The 17975-nt window shown below is 64.8% G+C and carries 16 protein-coding genes and 1 riboswitch; of the genes, 6 read left to right on the top strand and 10 right to left on the bottom strand.

All coding sequences use genetic code 11. The annotated features are described in order from the left end of the window. Nucleotides 1–54: 54 nt before the first annotated feature. The 6 genes from CH305_RS21615 to CH305_RS21590 all read left to right on the top strand — a co-directional run bounded on the left by CH305_RS21615 (nucleotide 55) and on the right by CH305_RS21590 (nucleotide 8586). Nucleotides 55–1434, top strand: a complete 1380-nt coding sequence (locus CH305_RS21615; protein WP_037150354.1) for a hemolysin family protein — start codon at nucleotides 55–57, stop codon at nucleotides 1432–1434. Beyond that, complete coding sequence (locus tag CH305_RS21610) at nucleotides 1427–2557, top strand: hemolysin family protein (protein ID WP_094704865.1); 1131 nt, start codon at nucleotides 1427–1429, stop codon at nucleotides 2555–2557. Before CH305_RS21615 ends, CH305_RS21610 begins: the two co-directional genes overlap by 8 nt. Beyond that, nucleotides 2558–3472 carry a hypothetical protein gene (locus CH305_RS21605; protein ID WP_032403474.1) on the top strand — a complete coding sequence of 305 codons (915 nt, stop codon included), beginning with the start codon at nucleotides 2558–2560 and terminating at the stop codon, nucleotides 3470–3472. It abuts the gene before it with no gap. A gap of 64 nt (nucleotides 3473–3536) precedes the next feature. Further along, nucleotides 3537–5711 carry a malate synthase G gene (locus tag CH305_RS21600; protein WP_094705226.1) on the top strand — a complete coding sequence of 725 codons (2175 nt, stop codon included), beginning with the start codon at nucleotides 3537–3539 and terminating at the stop codon, nucleotides 5709–5711. Nucleotides 5712–5778: 67 nt separating this feature from the next. Next, complete coding sequence (locus tag CH305_RS21595; RefSeq protein ID WP_256983944.1) at nucleotides 5779–7443, top strand: substrate-binding and VWA domain-containing protein; 1665 nt, start codon at nucleotides 5779–5781, stop codon at nucleotides 7441–7443. 3 nt (nucleotides 7444–7446) lie between these two features. Beyond that, on the top strand, nucleotides 7447–8586 hold the full coding sequence (locus CH305_RS21590; RefSeq protein ID WP_032403475.1) for a metallophosphoesterase: 1140 nt from the start codon (nucleotides 7447–7449) through the stop codon (nucleotides 8584–8586). A 60-nt stretch (nucleotides 8587–8646) separates the two neighbouring features. Here CH305_RS21590 and gcvP read toward each other — a convergent pair whose 3' ends face one another. The 10 genes from gcvP to CH305_RS21540 form a co-directional block, all read right to left on the bottom strand. Continuing rightward, nucleotides 8647–11499, bottom strand: a complete 2853-nt coding sequence (gene gcvP, locus CH305_RS21585) for an aminomethyl-transferring glycine dehydrogenase (RefSeq protein ID WP_094704864.1) — start codon at nucleotides 11497–11499, stop codon at nucleotides 8647–8649. A 194-nt stretch (nucleotides 11500–11693) separates the two neighbouring features. Further along, nucleotides 11694–11791, bottom strand: a riboswitch (glycine riboswitch). An 11-nt stretch (nucleotides 11792–11802) separates the two neighbouring features. Continuing rightward, the gene (locus CH305_RS21580; RefSeq protein WP_157226114.1) at nucleotides 11803–12342 is read right to left on the bottom strand and encodes a MerR family transcriptional regulator; all 540 of its coding nucleotides are present in this window, start codon (nucleotides 12340–12342) and stop codon (nucleotides 11803–11805) included. Nucleotides 12343–12754: 412 nt separating this feature from the next. Next, entirely contained in the window at nucleotides 12755–13228 is a 474-nt protein-coding gene (locus CH305_RS21575) for a bifunctional nuclease family protein (RefSeq protein ID WP_032377953.1), read from the bottom strand. 97 nt (nucleotides 13229–13325) lie between these two features. Then, a complete protein-coding gene (locus tag CH305_RS21570) occupies nucleotides 13326–14063 on the bottom strand; it encodes a MerR family transcriptional regulator (RefSeq protein WP_032377954.1) in 738 nt (245 codons plus the stop codon). Further along, entirely contained in the window at nucleotides 14060–14557 is a 498-nt protein-coding gene (locus CH305_RS21565; RefSeq protein ID WP_032377955.1) for an FHA domain-containing protein, read from the bottom strand. The genes CH305_RS21570 and CH305_RS21565 overlap by 4 nt, the downstream gene beginning before the upstream one ends. Before the next feature lie 212 nt (nucleotides 14558–14769). Then, nucleotides 14770–15174 (bottom strand): glycine cleavage system protein GcvH, encoded by a 405-nt coding sequence (gene gcvH, locus CH305_RS21560; RefSeq protein WP_032377956.1) that lies wholly within the window; start codon nucleotides 15172–15174, stop codon nucleotides 14770–14772. A gap of 40 nt (nucleotides 15175–15214) precedes the next feature. Then, nucleotides 15215–15964 (bottom strand): DUF881 domain-containing protein, encoded by a 750-nt coding sequence (locus CH305_RS21555; protein WP_037173659.1) that lies wholly within the window; start codon nucleotides 15962–15964, stop codon nucleotides 15215–15217. Between the two features lie 3 nt (nucleotides 15965–15967). After that, on the bottom strand, nucleotides 15968–16408 hold the full coding sequence (locus CH305_RS21550; protein WP_371828271.1) for a small basic family protein: 441 nt from the start codon (nucleotides 16406–16408) through the stop codon (nucleotides 15968–15970). Further along, a complete protein-coding gene (locus tag CH305_RS21545) occupies nucleotides 16408–17214 on the bottom strand; it encodes a DUF881 domain-containing protein (protein WP_255182733.1) in 807 nt (268 codons plus the stop codon). Before CH305_RS21545 ends, CH305_RS21550 begins: the two co-directional genes overlap by 1 nt. A gap of 116 nt (nucleotides 17215–17330) precedes the next feature. After that, a complete protein-coding gene (locus CH305_RS21540; RefSeq protein ID WP_032403481.1) occupies nucleotides 17331–17933 on the bottom strand; it encodes a CDP-alcohol phosphatidyltransferase family protein in 603 nt (200 codons plus the stop codon). Between the last annotated feature and the right edge of the window lie 42 nt (nucleotides 17934–17975).

Below are 17975 nucleotides of genomic sequence, written 5' to 3'. Positions count from 1 at the left end.
GGCGCGATGCTCCTGTCTCAGCTTCGACGGCCCCGGCTCGGACGGAGTTGAGACATGGCGACTCTTCTCACCATCGTCAGCCTTCTCGGCTTCGTCGCACTGACGGCCGGTACCGCATTGTTCGTCGCGGCCGAGTTCTCCCTCACTGCCTTGGAACGCAGTGCGGTCGAGTCTCAGGCCGAGAACGGCGACATGCGTTCGCGCCAGGTTCTGCACGCCCACAAGACCCTGTCGTTCCAACTCTCCGGTGCTCAACTGGGCATCACCATCACAACTCTGATCACCGGCTATCTCGCCGAACCGGTGTTGGCCGGCTTCATCCGGCCGGTGGCCGACGCGCTCGGCGCGTCCGAGACGCTCGCGTCGGGCATCTCACTTGCCGTGGCACTGATCCTGGCCACCTCGTTCTCGATGATCTTCGGTGAACTGGTCCCGAAGAACATTGCGATCGCGAAACCGATGTCGACGGCCCGCGTCACCGCAGGTGCCATGGCGGGGTTCTCGCTGATCTTCAAGTGGGCGATCAACGGGCTCAACGGCTCTGCCAACTGGCTCGTTCGACGGCTCGGAATCGAGCCGGCCGAGGAACTCAGATCGGCTCGGTCGCCACAGGAGCTGGGTTCGCTCGTGCGCACGTCGGCACGGCAGGGTTCGATCGACGAGAACACGGCTCGACTGGTGGATCGGTCGTTGCAGTTCGGCGATCGCACAGCCGAGGAGCTGATGACACCACGAGTCAAGATCGAGACGCTCGCCACCGACTCGACCGTGGCCGATCTGATAGAAACTGCGGCGCGCACCGGCTTTTCACGCTTCCCGGTGGTCGACGGCGATCTGGACGACACCGTCGGCGTCGTCCACATCAAGCATGCGTTCACCGTCGCCGGAGCGCTCCGTCGTACGACAACGGTCGAGTCCCTGGCACGCGATGTCCCCGTCGTACCGTCGAGCCTCGACGGCGACGCGGTGATGGAACGGGTGCGGGCCGACGGCATGCAGGTGGCGCTCGTCGTCGACGAGTACGGCGGTACCGCAGGCATGGTGACGATGGAAGACCTCATCGAGGAGATCGTCGGTGACGTGCGCGACGAACACGACGAGCCGGAACTCGATGTCTCGCGTTCCGGCGAGGGATGGGACTGCGCCGGCCTACTCCGTATCGACGAAGTGGCGTCGGCCACAGGCTATTCCGCCCCGGAGGGCGAATACGAAACCATCGGCGGTCTGGTTCTGTCCGAGTTGGCACGTATCCCGAGCGAGGGGGACGCGGTTCTCCTGCCGCCGCCGGCGAGCGAAGATCCGCTCGACGGAGACGGCGGCTGGGTGGCACGGGTGATACGGATGGACGGTCGTCGGATAGATCGGGTGTTGCTGTTGCCCGTCGACGCCGCAACGGTGGCTCGAATGAGATCGGAGGGAGAGATCGATGGGTGACGTGTTCGGAGTCGGTCTCGCCGTTCTCCTGCTGGCCGGAAATGCATTCTTCGTCGGAGCCGAGTTCGCGTTGATCTCCGCTCGGCGCGATCGACTCGAAGCGCTGCTCGCGCAGGGGAAGAAACGCGCACAGAGTGTCATCGAGGCCGGTCAGAATCTGTCGCAGATGCTCGCCGCTGCCCAGCTCGGCATCACGATCTGCTCGATTCTTCTCGGCCGGGTAGCCGAGCCGGCGGTGGCGCACCTGATCGAGGTCCCCCTCGACGCCGTCGGAATCCCCGAGTCGTTCCTGCACCCGATAGCCTTCGCCATCGCGTTGACGCTTGTGGTCGTCCTGCACATCCTGGTCGGCGAGATGGTTCCCAAGAACATCGCGATCGCGGGCCCGGAGAGCACCGCCATGATTCTGGTGCCGATCCACCTCGTGTTCATCAAGGTCGCGCTGCCGCTGATCTCGTTCTACAACCTGTGCGCCAACCTGACACTCCGGATGCTGCGTATCGAACCCAAGGACGAGCTGAGTTCTTCGGTCTCGGCGGTGGAGTTGTCGCAGATGATCGGCGAATCACGGTCCGAGGGACTGATCGACGCCGAGGAGCACCGAAGACTGCGGCAGGCTCTCGAGACGTCCGGTCGGACGGTCGGCGAGGTGTTGATCCCTTCCCACCAGGTTCGCAGCATCGAGTTGTCCGGGCCCGATCACACTCTCGGACCCACATTGGGCTCGGTCGAACGCGCCGTCATCGAGACCGGTTTCTCGCGCTACCCGGTCCGCGACGCAGCCGGCGCGCTGGTCGGCTACCTGCACCTCAAGGACGTTCTCGACGACATGGCCGACGAATCGGCAGGACCCGACACGGTCATCCCACGGAGCGACGTTCGAGCACTGCCCGTCGTCTCCATCGACACGGTGCTCGACGATGCACTGACCAAATTGCGACGCGCCAGCAGCCATCTCGGGGCCGTGCACGACGCGACGGGGGCCACGGTCGGGATCGTCGCACTGGAAGACTTGGTCGAGGAGTTCGTCGGTACCGTTCGAGACGGCACCCACCGGGTGGCCGGTCCTCGGCCGGGTCAATCTGCATCGAGCTCGTCGAGCACTCCCCCGCGGAACGCGTAGATGTCCGGCCCGGTGTCGCTGACCGAAGCGGAGTGGACCACCAGACGGGGTGCGCACACGGCGCGGGTCGAGAACCTCGTCGGTGATTATCTGACCGACCGAGGACGTGGCAACACCCATCCGGTGCTGGATTTCCTGTTCACTTATTACAGTCACCGCCCCGGTCAGCTACGGCGGTGGAATCCGGGTCACGGCATCGTCCTGACCGGTGAACGTGCACGCGAATATGCCGAGTTCGCGTCCTACGAACAGGTACAGACCGACCGGGGCGTCGGTTACCGGGTGCGGTCCGATCTCGTCGAGCGCCGTCGCGCGAGTATCGAATTCATCCTGGGACTGCTGACCGCCACCGCCGAGCGAGCACCCCTGCTCGGCTGCTTCGGCCTGCACGAGTGGGCGATGGTCTACCGCGGAGGAATCTCGGCCCAGCGGCACGAGCAGGTTCCACTGCGCCTCGGCCGTGACGGAACCGATGCTGTTGTCGATTCGATGTCGTTGCGGTGCACCCACTACGACGCCTTCCGGTTCTTCACCCCCGACGCCGCACCGCGCAACGCGCTGACGCTCTCACCGGAATCGCGCCTGGGGTCCGAGCAACCCGGGTGCATTCACGCCTCCATGGATCTGTACAAGTGGTGCTACAAGCTGGGGCCGTTGATCGATTCGGAGTTTCTGACGGACTGTTTCGAGCTGGCGCTGCACGCGCGCACGATCGATATGCGGGCAAGTCCCTACGATCTGAGCGACTACGACCTCGAACCCATTCGGATCGAGACCGCGGCCGGTCGAGCAGAGTACGTGCGCGCGCAGGGGGAACTGTCCACCGAAGCGGCACCTCTACGCTCGGCGTTGATGGCTCGATGCCAGAATTTACTGATCGGCGGCGAGTTCGGCGACGGACTTACTGCCGAGTAACATCGACATCGTTGTCGTGGGGACACCGTCTTCGGTGTCCGAGACCGGAAAGAGTGAGGAATTCATGACCGATCGTGTGCAGGCTGGTGGACTTCAGGTCGCCAAGGTCCTATTCGATTTCGTCGAGAAGGAGGCGCTGCCGGGTACCGATGTAGATTCCGACGCCTTCTGGTCCGGTGCCGCGTCGGTGATCGCCGATCTCGCTCCCAAGAACAAGTCTCTGCTGGCCGTTCGCGACGAGATCCAGGGCAAGGTCGACGCCTGGCACGGCAAGCATGCGGGTCCGAACTACGACCGCGCCGCATACAAGGCCTTTCTGAAAGAGATCGGCTACCTGTTGGACGAGCCGGCGGACTTCCAGATCACCACGGCTGGTGTGGACACCGAGATCACCACCACAGCCGGTCCCCAGCTCGTGGTGCCGGTGCTCAATGCCCGGTTCGCGATCAACGCGTCCAACGCGCGATGGGGATCGCTCTACGACGCCCTCTACGGAACCGATGCCATTCCCGAGGCAGACGGTGCCGAGAAGGGATCGAGCTACAACAAGGTTCGCGGCGACAAGGTCATCGCCTTCGCTCGTGACTTCCTGGACGAGGCGCTGCCGTTGAGCTCCGGCTCGCACGTCGGCACCACCGGCTACGTCGTCGACGCCGCCTCGTTGACGGTGACGCTTGCCGATGGCAGCACAGTGGGTCTGAAGGAGCCGGCACAGCTGCTGGGATACCAGGGCACACCCGACGCGCCGACCGCAATTCTGTTCGTGCACAACGGATTGCATTTCGAGATCCAGATCGACCCCGAGAGCCCGATCGGCAAGACCGACGGAGCAGGCGTCAAGGACGTGCTCCTCGAGTCGGCGGTCACCACGATCATGGACTTCGAGGATTCGGTCGCCGCAGTCGACGCCGACGACAAGGTTCTTGGTTACCGCAACTGGCTCGGACTGATGAAGGGCGATCTCACCGAAGAGGTCTCCAAGGGCGGCAAGACATTCACTCGCGCGCTGAACAAGGACCGCACCTACACCTCGGTCGACGGTTCCGAACTGACGCTGCACGGACGCTCGCTGTTGTTCGTCCGCAACGTCGGTCATCTGATGACCTCCGACGCGATCCTCGACGCCGACGGCAACGAGGTCCCCGAGGGCATTCTCGACGCGCTGTTCACCTCGCTCGCGGGTCTGCATTCGCTGACCGCGGACAACGTCCTGTCCAACTCGCGCACGGGTTCGCTGTACATCGTGAAGCCGAAGATGCACGGACCGGACGAGGTCGCCTTCACCGCGGAGCTGTTCGGCCGTGTGGAGCAGGTTCTGGGACTGCCTGACAACACGCTCAAGGTCGGCATCATGGACGAGGAACGCCGCACGACGGTCAACCTCAAGGCGTGCATCCAGGCCGCCTCCGAGCGGGTCGTGTTCATCAATACCGGCTTCCTCGACCGCACCGGCGACGAGATCCATACCTCGATGGAAGCAGGACCTGTCGTCCGCAAGGGAGCGATGAAGGGCGAGAAGTGGATTGCCGCCTACGAGGACTTCAACGTCGACACCGGCCTGGCTGCCGGCCTCGAAGGCAAGGCCCAGATCGGTAAGGGCATGTGGGCCATGCCCGATCTGATGCACGACATGCTCGAGCAGAAGATCGGCCACCCCAAGGCCGGTGCCAATACGGCGTGGGTTCCCTCCCCCACCGCGGCGACCCTGCACGCTTTGCACTACCACAAGGTCGATGTGTTCGCCCGTCAGCACGAGATCGCTCAGGCCAAGCGCGCCACGGTCGACGATATTCTCGAAATTCCTCTGGCTCCGTCCACGGACTGGACCGACGAGGAGAAGCAGAACGAACTCGACAACAACTCGCAGTCGATCCTGGGCTACGTCGTGCGGTGGATCGATCACGGCGTCGGGTGCTCCAAGGTTCCCGACATCAACGACATCGCACTCATGGAAGACCGTGCGACGCTTCGCATTTCGAGCCAGTTCATCGCCAACTGGCTGCGGCACGGCATCGTTACCGAAGAGCAGGTGCGCGAGTCGCTGAAGCGGATGGCCCCGGTGGTGGACCGTCAGAACGAATCGGATCCGACGTACAAGCCGTTGGCTCCCGACTTCGACTCGAACATCGCATTTCAGGCCGCCAGCGACCTGATCTTCCAGGGCACGAGCCAGCCCAACGGCTACACCGAGCCGATCCTGCACCGCCGCCGACGGGAGTACAAGGCCGTCAACGCCTGACGGACTTGTCGAGCTCGTGGGTGAACATCGGAACACAGGGCGCGGGCGGTCCATAGCCGCGGGACCCGTGATCGTCGTGATCGCGATCGCGTTGATCGTTGCGGCCGTGTTCGGTTGGTTTCAGCTGCGAGATCGGATTTCCGATCAAGGGGTCGAAGCTGCGAGCCAGTGTGTGGAGGGGTCGGCGGTGCTCACTGTGGCCGCCGATCCCGACATATCCGGTCCTGTCGAACAGTTGGCCGAGCGGTTCAACGACACCGCTCCGGTGGTGCGGGATCACTGTGTGACAGTGCAGGTTCGAGCCACGTCCTCGGACGTGGTGCGGTCCGCTCTGAACTCCGGTATCGACTCGTGGGATGCCGGTGCGCTCGGCGACCGACCGGGCCTGTGGATACCTCAGTCCACGGCCGACGTCGAGGCCGTGACCGCACGCGGATCTATCGACGGCACTCCGCGGTCGCTGGCGTCGAGCCCGGTGGTACTCGCGGCACCGGCCGCCGTCGCCGACGCCGTCACCGCTGCGGGCTCGAGCTGGGCCGACCTGGTCCGGCTGCAACGCGACCCACAGGCTCTCGGATTGGGTGAATGGGGCGGGCTCCGTCTCGCTGTCCCGACGGGTTCCGACACCGGTGCAACAACTCTCGCGGTGGCTGCGATCGCAGCCGGCGTACGGGGCGATGAGACGACGCCGCTGACCGTCGAGCAGGTCTCGTCGAGAGAGCTGATTTCGGCGATGTCGGAGCTGGCCTTCACCGATACGAACACCGCCGCGCTGTCCACGTCGACGACGTACGACGCCCTGGCCGGCCTCGAGAACGCAGCGGGCCCGCAGGCCCCTGTTCATGCAGTTCCGGTGACCGAACAGCAACTGGCGTCGACCGATTCGTCGACATTGACCGCGGTCAGACCGCAGGGTCCGACGCCTGTCGCCGATCATCCAGCCGTCGTCCTCACCGGCGACGAGACGTCCACCCGAGCCGCTGCGACATTCGTCGAGTTCGTCCGTCAGGCAGACGGCGCGCAGACACTCCGAGATGCCGGGTTCGACGTCGACGAAGTCGAGTCCGCCGGGGTCGTCGCCCCACCGTCGGGACCGGTTGCCGACGCACTGCTCGCCGTGCTGCGCAATCCCGTCCTGCCGCGACGCGCCACCGTTCTGCTCGACGTGTCCGAGTCGATGGGTACGGCAGAAGGCGGTGCGACAAGACTGCAGAACACCGTTCGCGCCCTGGGCGAGCAGTTCGAGCGTGTGCCCGACGCCACCGAGCTTGGTCTGTGGAGCTTCAGCGAAAATCTGAACAACTCGCTGCCTTTCCGAGTGGACGTTCCGACCGGACCGATGACGGTTCCGGTCGGAACCACCCCCAGACGCGCTGCACTCGATTCCACCGCAGCCGCGTTGACGCCGGCAACCGGATCGTTCACGTATGCGTCCGTACTGGTCGCATATGTCGACGCCGTGGCCGGCTACGTTCCCGGCCGCGTCAATTCCGTCGTGCTGATCACCGACGGACCGGACGACTCGTCCTTGTCCACGGAGGAACTGCTCACCGACCTGACCGCCGCGGCCGATCCGGCGCGTCCGGTGGCGGTGAACATCGTGCGTATCGGAGACAACTCCGATGCCTCCCCGTTCGACGACATTGCCGCCCGGACCGGCGGAACTGTGGAAGCAGTGTCGACATCGGATTCACCAGACCTCATCGATCGACTCGGAAAGTTGCTGTACTAGAACATGTCTCGTGTAATTTTTGTCGGCGTCTTCCTGCTACTCGTCACCCTCTTTCTCCATTGGCGGTTCTTGTCCGTCACCGGAGCACCGACTCGGCTGAAGCGGCCGGCGGATGTGGTGTTGCTACTTCTGTGGCTGTGCGCGCTGATCGGGTTCGGCAGCGGTGTCGTGTTCGATCCGTCCTGGGCTCGTGGTCCGGCGTTCGTCGGACTCACCTGGCTCGCCGTCGTGCTGTACCTGTTCCTCGGAACGGTGCTCGTCGGGCTCGTCTGCACCGTCGTTCGAGTCGTCTACGCGATGATGCGCCGCGATTCGGCCGCTGCGCGGTTGCGGGTGTCGAGGGTCGGCTCGGCGATCACTGCCCTCGTCAGCATTGCCGCAGTGGGGTACGGACTCGTCGAGGCTGCGACTCCGCGCGTGACGAACACTGCTGTCGAGATGGGCAGGCTCCCGGCCGAATTCGACGGAGTACGAGTGGCATTGGTGTCCGACATCCATGCCGGGCCGTCCCGCGGTGCGGACTTCGTGCGCCAGGTCGTCGATTCGGTCAACGCCGAGAATCCCGATGTCGTGCTGCTCGACGGCGATCTCATCGACGGCACGGTTGCTTTGGTGGGAGAAGATCTCGAGCCGCTACGCGACCTCGAAGCGCCGCTGGGAGTGTTCGCCGTCAGCGGCAATCACGAGTTCTACGCGGGCGACGGCGGCGAATGGCTCGACTTCTGGTCCACGCTCGGCATCGACGTACTGCGAAACGAACGCACGACGATCACTCGTGACGACGCTGCAATCGATATCGCCGGCATCAACGACGCCACCGCACCGGCTCCGTACGAACCCGATCTCGCTGCGGCATTGGACGGGATCGATCCCGATAGATTCGTACTACTGATGGCACATCAGCCGAAGCAGGCGCTGGAGGCATCGGACTTCGGAGTCGACATGCAGGTGTCCGGGCACACGCACGGTGGCCAGATCTGGCCGATCCGCTATCTGGTGCCGCTGCAGCAGCCCAGTGTCGAAGGGCTGGACACGATCGGCAACACCACGCTGTACACCACCCGCGGTGCGGGCGCGTGGGGTCCACCGGTGCGGGTGGCCGCTCCGCCCGAGATCGCGATGCTCGAACTCACGCGGGGCTGAGGCCTCCGACGCGAATACGACAGAGCCCGCCACGTCGATGTGGCGAGCTCTGTACTCGGCTCAGGCGAACGCCTCGATCGGCGGGCAGGAGCACACCAAATTGCGGTCGCCGTGTGCGCCGTCGATGCGCCGCACCGCCGGCCACACCTTCGGACGGTCGTAACCGGCAGGGTAGGCCGCCAGCTCCCGTGAATACGGGTGATCCCAGTCCACTACCAGACACTGGGCAGTGTGGGGCGCTCCCCGAAGCGGGTTGTCGTCCACGGTCCATTCGCCGGATCCAACGCGATCGATCTCGCCTCTGATTGCGATCATCGCATCGCAGAACGCATCGATCTCCTCGAGGTTCTCGCTCTCGGTGGGCTCCACCATCAGGGTTCCGGGAACCGGGAAGCTCATCGTCGGCGCGTGGAATCCGTAGTCCGCCAGTCTCTTCGCCACATCGTCGACGGTGACGCCGGTGTCCTTTGTCAGACCTCGCAGATCGAGAATGCACTCGTGGGCGACCATGCCGTTGTCACCGGTGTAGAGCACCGGGAAGTACTCGTCGAGGCGGCGAGCGATGTAGTTGGCCGACGCGATCGCCGTCAACGTCGCCTGCCGGAGTCCCGTCGCGCCCATCATCGCGATGTACGCCCATGTGATCGTCAGGATCGAAGCGCTGCCGTACGGGGCTCCGGACACCGTCGGTCCCGAACCGAGCTGCGGGGCAAACGGATGGCCCGGCAGGTGGGGCTGCAGGTGCGATCGAACACCGATGGGTCCCACTCCTGGCCCGCCGCCACCGTGTGGGATGCAGAACGTCTTGTGCAGGTTCAGGTGGCTGACGTCGCCACCGAATCGGCCGGGGCGCGCGAGTCCGACAAGGGCGTTGAGGTTGGCACCGTCGACGTACACCTGGCCACCCGCGTCGTGCACCGCCGCACAGATCTCGGAGATCTCGTGTTCGTAGACGCCGTGTGTGGAGGGGTACGTGATCATGATCGCGGCGAGCGTGTCGGCGTGCTCGGCGATCTTGGCGCGCAGGTCGTCGACATCGACGTCGCCGTTCGGGCGGCAGGCAACGACCACAACACGCATGCCCACCATCACGGCCGACGCCGCGTTGGTGCCGTGGGCGCTCGACGGGATCAGACACACGACACGCTCGGCGTCGCCGTTGGCGAGGTGGTATCGACGAATGGCCAGTAGCCCCGCGTACTCGCCCTGACTTCCCGCGTTCGGCTGCAGACTCACTGCGTCGTAGCCGGTGATGTCGACGAGCCACCGTTCGAGGTCGTCGATCACGCGCAGCAGGCCGGGCACGTCCGAAGACGGAGCGAAGGGGTGCTGGCGGGCGAACTGCGGCCAGGTGATCGATTCCATCTCCGCGGTAGCGTTCAACTTCATCGTGCACGAACCCAGCGGGATCATGCTTCGGTCGAGAGCAATGTCCTTGTCGGACAGTGCGCGCAGGTAACGGAGCATCGCCGTCTCGGTGCGGTAGCGAGTGAAAGCCGGATGCGTGAGGTACTCCGACGTGCGAGCCATGTTCGCCGGCACCGCCTCGGCACCGGAGCCGGCGGGCTCGGCACCGAACGCAGCGAGCACGTTCACGATCGTGTCGGACGACGTCGCCTCGTCGCACGCGACTGCGACGTGATCGGCATCGACCAGTCGGACATTGATTCCGCGCTGCTTGGCATCGTCGGTGACGGCCTTCGCCCGACCGGGAACCGCTACGAGGACGGTATCGAAGAAGTCGGTGTGCACCACCTCGACGCCTGCCTCCTGCAGGCCGGCGGCCAGGGATCGAGCGTGCATGTTGACCCGGGTTGCTATGGCGCGCAACCCGTCTGCGCCGTGGTAACTGGCGTACATTGCGGCAACGATGGCCAGCAGGACCTGAGCGGTACAGATGTTCGACGTCGCCTTCTCGCGGCGGATGTGTTGCTCACGGGTCTGCAGCGCCAATCGGTAGGCCCGGTGGCCGTCCGCGTCGAGCGAAACCCCGACGAGTCGTCCGGGGAGCTGACGGGAATGACCGGAACGCACCGCCAGGTACCCGGCGTGCGGCCCGCCGTATCCCATCGGAACCCCGAACCTCTGGGTGGTGCCGAAGCAGACGTCCGCGCCGATCTCACCGGGCGGAGTCACCACAGTGGCCGCCAGCAGGTCCACGCCGACGGCAACCAACGCACCCCGCTGGTGTGCGGCCTCGATGGTGGCCGTGTGGTCGACCAGTCGGCCGGACGCACCGGGTAGCTGGGTCAACACCCCGAAGAACTCGCCGTCCGGCAGGCCGTCGGCCAGATCGGCGTACACCACCTCGATGCCCAGCGGCTCTGCACGAGTGGCGAGAACGGCGGCCGTCTGCGGGAAGATGTCGGAATCGACGAGCAGCCGAGGCGACTTCGACGCTCTGTTCGCGCGTCGCATCAGAGTCATGGATTCGGCTGCGGCAGTGGACTCGTCGAGCATCGACGCATTGGCCACATCCATGCCCGTGAGATCGGAGACCATGGTCTGGAAGTTCAGCAACGCCTCGAGCCGACCCTGGCTGATTTCGGGTTGGTACGGCGTGTACGCGGTGTACCAGGCCGGGTTCTCCAAGATCCCTCGGGTCAGCACCGGTGGAGTAAGTGTGTCGTAGTAACCCAGGCCGATCATGGACGTCGCGACGGTATTCTGCCCGGCGAGGTCGGCCAACGCAGCCAGTACCTCGTGCTCACTCAGAGCCGGCGGGAGCGTCGCCAATCCGTCGGGCACGCCGTCGACAACGGTGTCGAGGATCGAGGACGGCACTGCTTTACGGGCCAGCTCGTCCAGGTTGTCGACGCCGATGGTGTGGAGGATGCGAACCAGTTCGGTCGCGTCGGGCCCGATGTGTCGATCGACGAAAGTGTGTGCGGACGAGGCAGTTCGGTCGGTCACGATGTTCCCCCAGGTGCCGGAAAGACGAGGCGTCGGACGACCGAGGCATACGCGCCGGCCGCTCCTCCCCCTCTGTCGTGTGCCCGCTGACGCGTGCGCCTGAGAGATTCGGTCGGACACGGCGCGTCATATCGACTGCGCCGGCACCTTTCCCCTTGGGCGGGTGGGTACTCCCACCACTTTCCAGAGTTGTCGAAGCCCACACGGTCCGTGTGCCTGAGAGATTGACGGGGAGGTATTGCTCCTTCGGCGTCCGAGACTGGCTGCCTCGGAACTCTCCCGCACGGGCGCGACGAGGAAAGTCTAGCCGGTCTTGCGACTCGCGCGATTCTTGCGGCGTGAGGCCAGCTCGTCTTCGGGACTCGGCTGGCTTTCACCGCCATCGGCTCGTTCGGCCGGGAAGTCGGCGATGGTGCCGGTGAGCTCGCGCATCGCGCCGTTCACGGCGATACCGAACACGCCCTGACCGCCCTGCAGTAGGTCGACCACCTCTTCGGCGGACGTGCACTCGTACACGGTCGTGCCGTCCGAGAACAGGGTGATGTTGGCGAGGTCGCCCACCCCGCGCTGGCGTAGGTGATCGACGGCGACGCGGATGTTCTGCAACGAGATACCGGTATCGAGCAGCCGCTTGACGATCTTGAGAACCAGCATGTCCTTGAACGAGTACAGCCGCTGACTGCCTGAGCCTGCTGCGCCGCGAATGGACGGGACGACCAACCCGGTGCGGGCCCAGTAGTCGAGCTGACGGTAGGTGATGCCGGCGATCTGGCAGGCACTGGGCACTCGGTAACCCACGAGCTCGTCCGGCACCGAATCATCGGGGAACAATCCCGGCTGAATGTCCTGAGGTGTGTCGACCCGGCCGTTCGACGCCTGGTCGGGGGTGTCGACCCGAGCATCGGAGACGGACGCGTCCTCGGTCCGGCCTGCGGCTTCGGACTCTCGACTGCCGTGATGCTGCTGCGGCTGATCTCCCACTGACTGCTCCCTCTCGGATGTCTCACTGCGTTCGGATCGAGTCAGTACTGCGATCCGTCCGGGGCACCTGAACGCCTCGGTGTACTCGCGTGAAGTCATACCGTGTACCAGGCCAGAGTACGCCTCGCCAGGTCTGCGAGAGGCGCGAAACTGCACCGAATCCGACCAGCGGCGGCGATGAACTTCACTGGCACGAACGTTATGGGGGCAACCGCGCAGATTCAACGCAACGCGCCGTAAACCTGAACCTAAAGTTGAGGTTGAGACTCTTCTGTTACCCGTCGGTGGCCTTGAAGTCGTCCGGCGACACCGATTCGAGGAACTCCTTGAACTTCTCGACCTCGTCCTCACGCTCGTCGGGCATGATCAGGCCGGCCTCGGCCAACACAGGTTCCTCGGCAAAGATCGGCACCCCGGCTCGCAGTGCAATGGCGACAGAATCCGACGGACGAGCAGAAACTCGGACATCTTTGTCGAACACGAGATCGGCGTAGAAGGTGCCCTCCTGAAGGTCCACGATCCGCACCTCCTTGAGCTCGCGACCCAATGCCGAGATCAGGTTCTTGACGAGATCGTGGGTGAGCGGTCGGGCAGGCTGGACACCTTGTTGCTCCAAAGCTATTGCAGCAGCCTCGGTTTGACCGATCCAGATCGGCAGGTACCGGTCACCATCGGCCTCACGCAGCAGCAGCACGGGCTGATTCTGCGGCTGTTCGACACGAATACCGACCACACGCATCTCACTCATCGTGTCTGCCTCTCACCTCGAGAAATCCGGGCTGCACTTCGTTCGTTCAGCTCGTCGCAGCCGAGTCTATTGGAAGTCGAACCGACGCGAGCGAGCGTTACCGGTCGAGTGCACCGCGCACCGCCGCTTTGACCAAACAGGTGTGCAACGTCAACGACAACGCCGCGAGCTCTCGAATCATTTCTTCCGCGCGATCACGCGCACCGGCGTCGCGACCCTTGGCGACCGGTCCGGCAATCTGTGCAACCAGACCGGCCTCGCGGTCCGCCGCGAGTTTGAAGGCACGGAGATGACGCACTTCGAGACCGAACTGCAACATCGCGTGTGCCGTGCGTGCAAGCGTCACGGCACCGTCGTCGTAGAAACCGGCCTGCCCGGGAGTGATCAACCCGCTCCGCAGCAACTCGGTCAGGAACGCATCGTCGATACCGGCCTGCGCCAGAAGATCTGCTTTGCTGATCCGCACCTCTCGGTCCGGCAAGAACTCCTCGGGCGACACCTCGCCCGCGGCGAGCGTCAGAGACCGCGGCCGTTTGACCGATGCGTCGGCTCGCTCGACGGTCGCAACACCGTGATCGATAGCTTCGAGTTGCTCCTTGATCACCTTGAGCGGCAGGTACTGGTCACGCTGGGCGGTCAGAACGAATCGGAGCCGTTCGCAGTCTGCAATGGAAAACCGTCGGTATCCCGACGGCGTACGTTCCGGAGAGATCAGACCCTCGGCTTCGAGAAATCTGATCTTCGAGATCGTCACATCCGGAAAGTCGGGCCGAAGTCGATCGAGGACGGAGCCAATCGACATCCCCCCGTTGGACTGCTGCCCGACGGCGGTCACTGGCTTCCTGCACCCGCAGACGCGTCGCCGACCTGAGATCCGTTGCCGCCCCGCGGTCCGGTCAGGAACACCAACCGGAACTTACCGATCTGCACCTCGTCGCCGTTGGCCAGAACTGCGGAGTCGACCGGCTCCCGATTGACGTAGGTGCCGTTGAGGCTGCCGACGTCGACGACCTGGAAGTCGTCCTCGTCCTGCCGGAACTCGGCATGCCGACGACTGACGGTGACGTCGTCCAGGAAGATGTCGCTGTCGGGATGCCGTCCGGCGGAGGTGGTCGGCTGGTCGAGCAGAAACCGCGATCCGGCATTGGGGCCGCGCTTGACGACGAGCAGAGCGGCACCGACAGGCAGCCCCTCGACGCCCGAGACCGGAGCTTCGGTGCTCTGGGCGGCCGCGGAGTTGTCCAGCTCCTGGAGGAAATCTGCGCGGAAGACCGAGGTGGTCTCCGCCGGCGACTCCCCGTAGTTGCTGTCGTTGTCGTTCTGGCTCACCGTTACTCCTTCTCAGTCCGTTCACCCGGGCAGTAAACGCCGCGGGTAACGCAGTACATGGTCTTCACATCTGGTATTGCGTTGCGCCTGGTTCTATTTACGCCTGTACAGCTTGCTGGACCTTCGCCCCGACAGGGTATTCGCTCGGTGTCGACCGTACCCTGCGCAGTGTGGACCGTGTGGCCGGTTGGCAGGTGTCGACAGCCGGCCGATCACTCGGCCGTGATGAGAGCATATCCGGCAGCGTCGAGCATCTGCGCCAGTGCCGCGTCCAACTCCTCCGGCGACGAAACCTCCAGATCGATCAGCCAGCCCCCGGTGTACGGTCCCGAATTCACCTTCTCCGGTTCGCCGTCCAAATCCTGGTTCACACCAATCACTTTCGCAGTCAGCGGGCTGAACACGTCGGACACACTCTTGGTCGACTCGACTTCTCCGAGAGACTCACCCGCGGTGACGGTGTCGCCGACAGCCGGAAGCTGAACGAACACCACGTCCCCCAGCTGAGACTGCGCGAAATCGGTGATACCGATTCGCACTGCCGCCGGGCCCGTGCGCTGCACCCACTCGTGCTCGGGCGTGTAGTACAGATCAGCTGGTGTGTCGATGTCGCTCAACGCGGCATTCCCTTCGATCGTGGCCCGGGCGGTCGGGCAGTCAGTTACCTGGCTGAGCGTATTGACGCGGGCGCGGATCCCGCAAGGCGGAGACCGTGACCTGGTCCGACTGCGTGATGTTCGAGGACGCCCCGTTGCGAGTGACGGTGTCCACCACGCCCCCGGGGATGTTCAGCGCCGACGCCAGCGTGGGCGAGTCTCCGATTGCCGTGAACGTGTACGGGGCTCGCAGTTCGCGGCCGTCGACCACCACCCGACCGGCGGGCCCCGCGATCCACGAATCGACGCCGATGCGGACGGCACTACCGCCACCCTCGATCTGGAGTGCCTCGGCACCGGCGGCACGCAACTCCTGCATGGCGTCGAGCAACACCTCGGACCCGACGCCCGAATTCGGGTCGTCGACGACCAAGGTCACGCCCGGGCCCTGGGCCGCAACCGTACCGACTTGAATCGACAACGCGGACAATCGTTCCTGCGCCTCTGCCACTGCCGCCTCCGATCCCGAGCCGGACTGGCGCAGAGTCGCCAACGTGGCCTGCAGTGTGCTGATCTCGTCGCGAATCGACGCCTCGCGCCGGGTGAGGGTGTCCAACACGACCAACAGGTCCTCCGGCCGGGAATTCTCCAGATTGTCGGAGGTACTCGTCTCTCGCACCTGCGTGGCGATACCGATTCCGAGAACGCACAACAGGGCGAGCGCAAGAATGCCGAACGCCGTTCCGCGCCTGCGTCGATCTGTATCGAGGGCACGGGCGCGCCAGCCGTGCCGCCCGGTTCGTGCCGTCATCTCCTACGCACCGAACAGACGGCGGCGCAGAGCCGCCGCATTGCCGAAGATACGAATTCCCAGAACGACGACGATGGCAGTGGACAGCTGGGTTCCCACACCGAGCTGATCACCGAGCCACACGATCAGGGCGGCGACGAGGACGTTGAAGACGAACGAGACGACGAATACCTTGGCGTCGAAGATTCCGTCGAGAAACGCACGCAGACCACCGAATACCGCATCGATCGCAGCGACGACGGCGATCGGCAGATAGGGCGCGACGACTGCAGGCACCTGCGGTCCGGCAACCGTGCCGATGACCACTCCAGCGATCAGGGCAGCGAGAGCGGCCACGGCGTATGCCCCGTGAGTGGTGGTGATCGGGGTGTCCACGGTTGTGTCGGCACCTGTTGCCTCTCCGTCCTGCTCGACCGGTACGGCCTTCGTCGGGTCGTGCTCCATCATCGTGGGCCTGCCTCCTCTGCCTCGAACGACTCTCTCACAGCGGCTGGACCGAGTTCGAGATCATCGGCAGGGCGCACCGAGAACCCGACGCCGTACAACTGCGCAACAGTGCTCATTCGGAGATACGCGTCGCTGACGACGAATTGGACTTGGATACGTTGCGGGGGTCCGATCGCGTGAATGTCATAGGGCGAGTCGATCGGGCGGTTGTCCAGCAACATGGCCCCTCCGGCCTGCCTGATGGTCACGTTCGGGCCGACTCGAACGCCGTCCACGGACACCGCCTCGGCACCGCTGGCCCACAGCGAGTTGACAATTGCGGCGATATCTCGATCGAGCACCGCAGCGCCCGAACCCGTGCGAGCCGACGAACCGCTCGCACCCGTGGGCTCCGTGACGACCACGGACAGTCCCGGACCCGAGACCGTGTCGATACCCGCCGCGGATTCGACCGCACTCAATCGGTCCAGCAGTGCACTGCCCGCGGCGTCGGACTGCAGGGCTCGATCGCGTTCGGTCGACACCTGCTCGGCCAGTTCGTCTCTCGTCGATTCCAGGTCGGCGCTTCGGCCCTGGGCGGCTCGGACGGCTGCCGACGCATCGGCACCTGCGCGATCGACCGCGGCAGCACCGGATGCCAACTGGGAGAGAGCGACACCGAATATCAGACCCACCACGACAGCACCGGTCAGCAACCACAAGGCAGCAGGTACTCGCGGCTTACGTGTGTGCTGCGCTGTGCGTTCGGCTGCCGCGGCTGCGTATCCCGGATCGAGGTGGTCGGTCAGCAACGAGGTCAGCAACGACGGGACAGGATTCCTCCTGACCCGAGCCCCGGGTCGTTCCGCCGGCTCCACTCCTGCCCCCGGTCGTTCCGCAGGCTCCACTCCTGCCCCCGGTCGTTCCGCAGGCTCCACCGTCAGGTGCCGGCCACGGTCGGATCGACCGCCCTGGCGACCGCGATAGCCTTACCGAGATACAGCAGACCGGTCCAGGTGTACAGCGCGGTGCCCCAGATGAGCAGGGCGTACCCGAGTGGCCCTGCCGCGTCGGCTACCGAACTGGTGCCTGCGGAGACCAGCAGCACCGGTAGCGCGATCATGACGACGAAGGTAGCGGCCTTCCCGAGGTAGATGACGTCCGGAGGAGGTAGAGATCGACGTCGGTAGACGAACATCGTCAATCCCAGCACGGCATCTCGCCCGATCAGTATCGCTGCCACCCACCACGGAATGATGCCGCGCAGAACGAAGGCGACGAGGGTACTGACGACGTACAGCCGGTCGACCAACGGATCGAGTACGGCACCCAACTTCGATGCCTGTCCGAGCATGCGAGCGAGTTTGCCGTCCAGCCAATCGGTTCCGCCGCTGACGAGCAGAATGACCAGTGCCCACCCGTCAGCTTCCGGGCCGAGCAGGAGATACAGGAACAGCGGAACGCCGGCGAGCCGGATGGCGCTGAGCAGGTTCGGAACGGTCGCAATGCGATCGGATACCTCGAGCTCACGGTTGTCCGTCACCGACGATCACCTCCTGTCGTTTCTGCTCGTCGTGCGTTCGGT

It is taken from the genome of Rhodococcus sp. 15-649-2-2 (assembly GCF_002258645.1).
In the GTDB taxonomy this organism is placed as follows: domain Bacteria; phylum Actinomycetota; class Actinomycetes; order Mycobacteriales; family Mycobacteriaceae; genus Rhodococcoides.
This window is presented reverse-complemented; position numbering and strand designations above follow the sequence as displayed.

Bases quoted from the DNA above. Each gene is read 5' to 3' on its own strand.
- CH305_RS21555 (WP_037173659.1), bottom strand. From the start codon at position 15,964: ATGACGGCACGAACCGGGCGGCACGGCTGGCGCGCCCGTGCCCTCGAT.
- CH305_RS21575 (WP_032377953.1), bottom strand. From the start codon at position 13,228: ATGAGTGAGATGCGTGTGGTCGGTATTCGTGTCGAACAGCCGCAGAAT.
- CH305_RS21550 (WP_371828271.1), bottom strand. From the start codon at position 16,408: ATGGAGCACGACCCGACGAAGGCCGTACCGGTCGAGCAGGACGGAGAG.
- CH305_RS21600 (WP_094705226.1), top strand. From the start codon at position 3,537: ATGACCGATCGTGTGCAGGCTGGTGGACTTCAGGTCGCCAAGGTCCTA.
- CH305_RS21590 (WP_032403475.1), top strand. From the start codon at position 7,447: ATGTCTCGTGTAATTTTTGTCGGCGTCTTCCTGCTACTCGTCACCCTC.
- CH305_RS21605 (WP_032403474.1), top strand. From the start codon at position 2,558: ATGTCCGGCCCGGTGTCGCTGACCGAAGCGGAGTGGACCACCAGACGG.
- CH305_RS21610 (WP_094704865.1), top strand. From the start codon at position 1,427: ATGGGTGACGTGTTCGGAGTCGGTCTCGCCGTTCTCCTGCTGGCCGGA.
- CH305_RS21615 (WP_037150354.1), top strand. From the start codon at position 55: ATGGCGACTCTTCTCACCATCGTCAGCCTTCTCGGCTTCGTCGCACTG.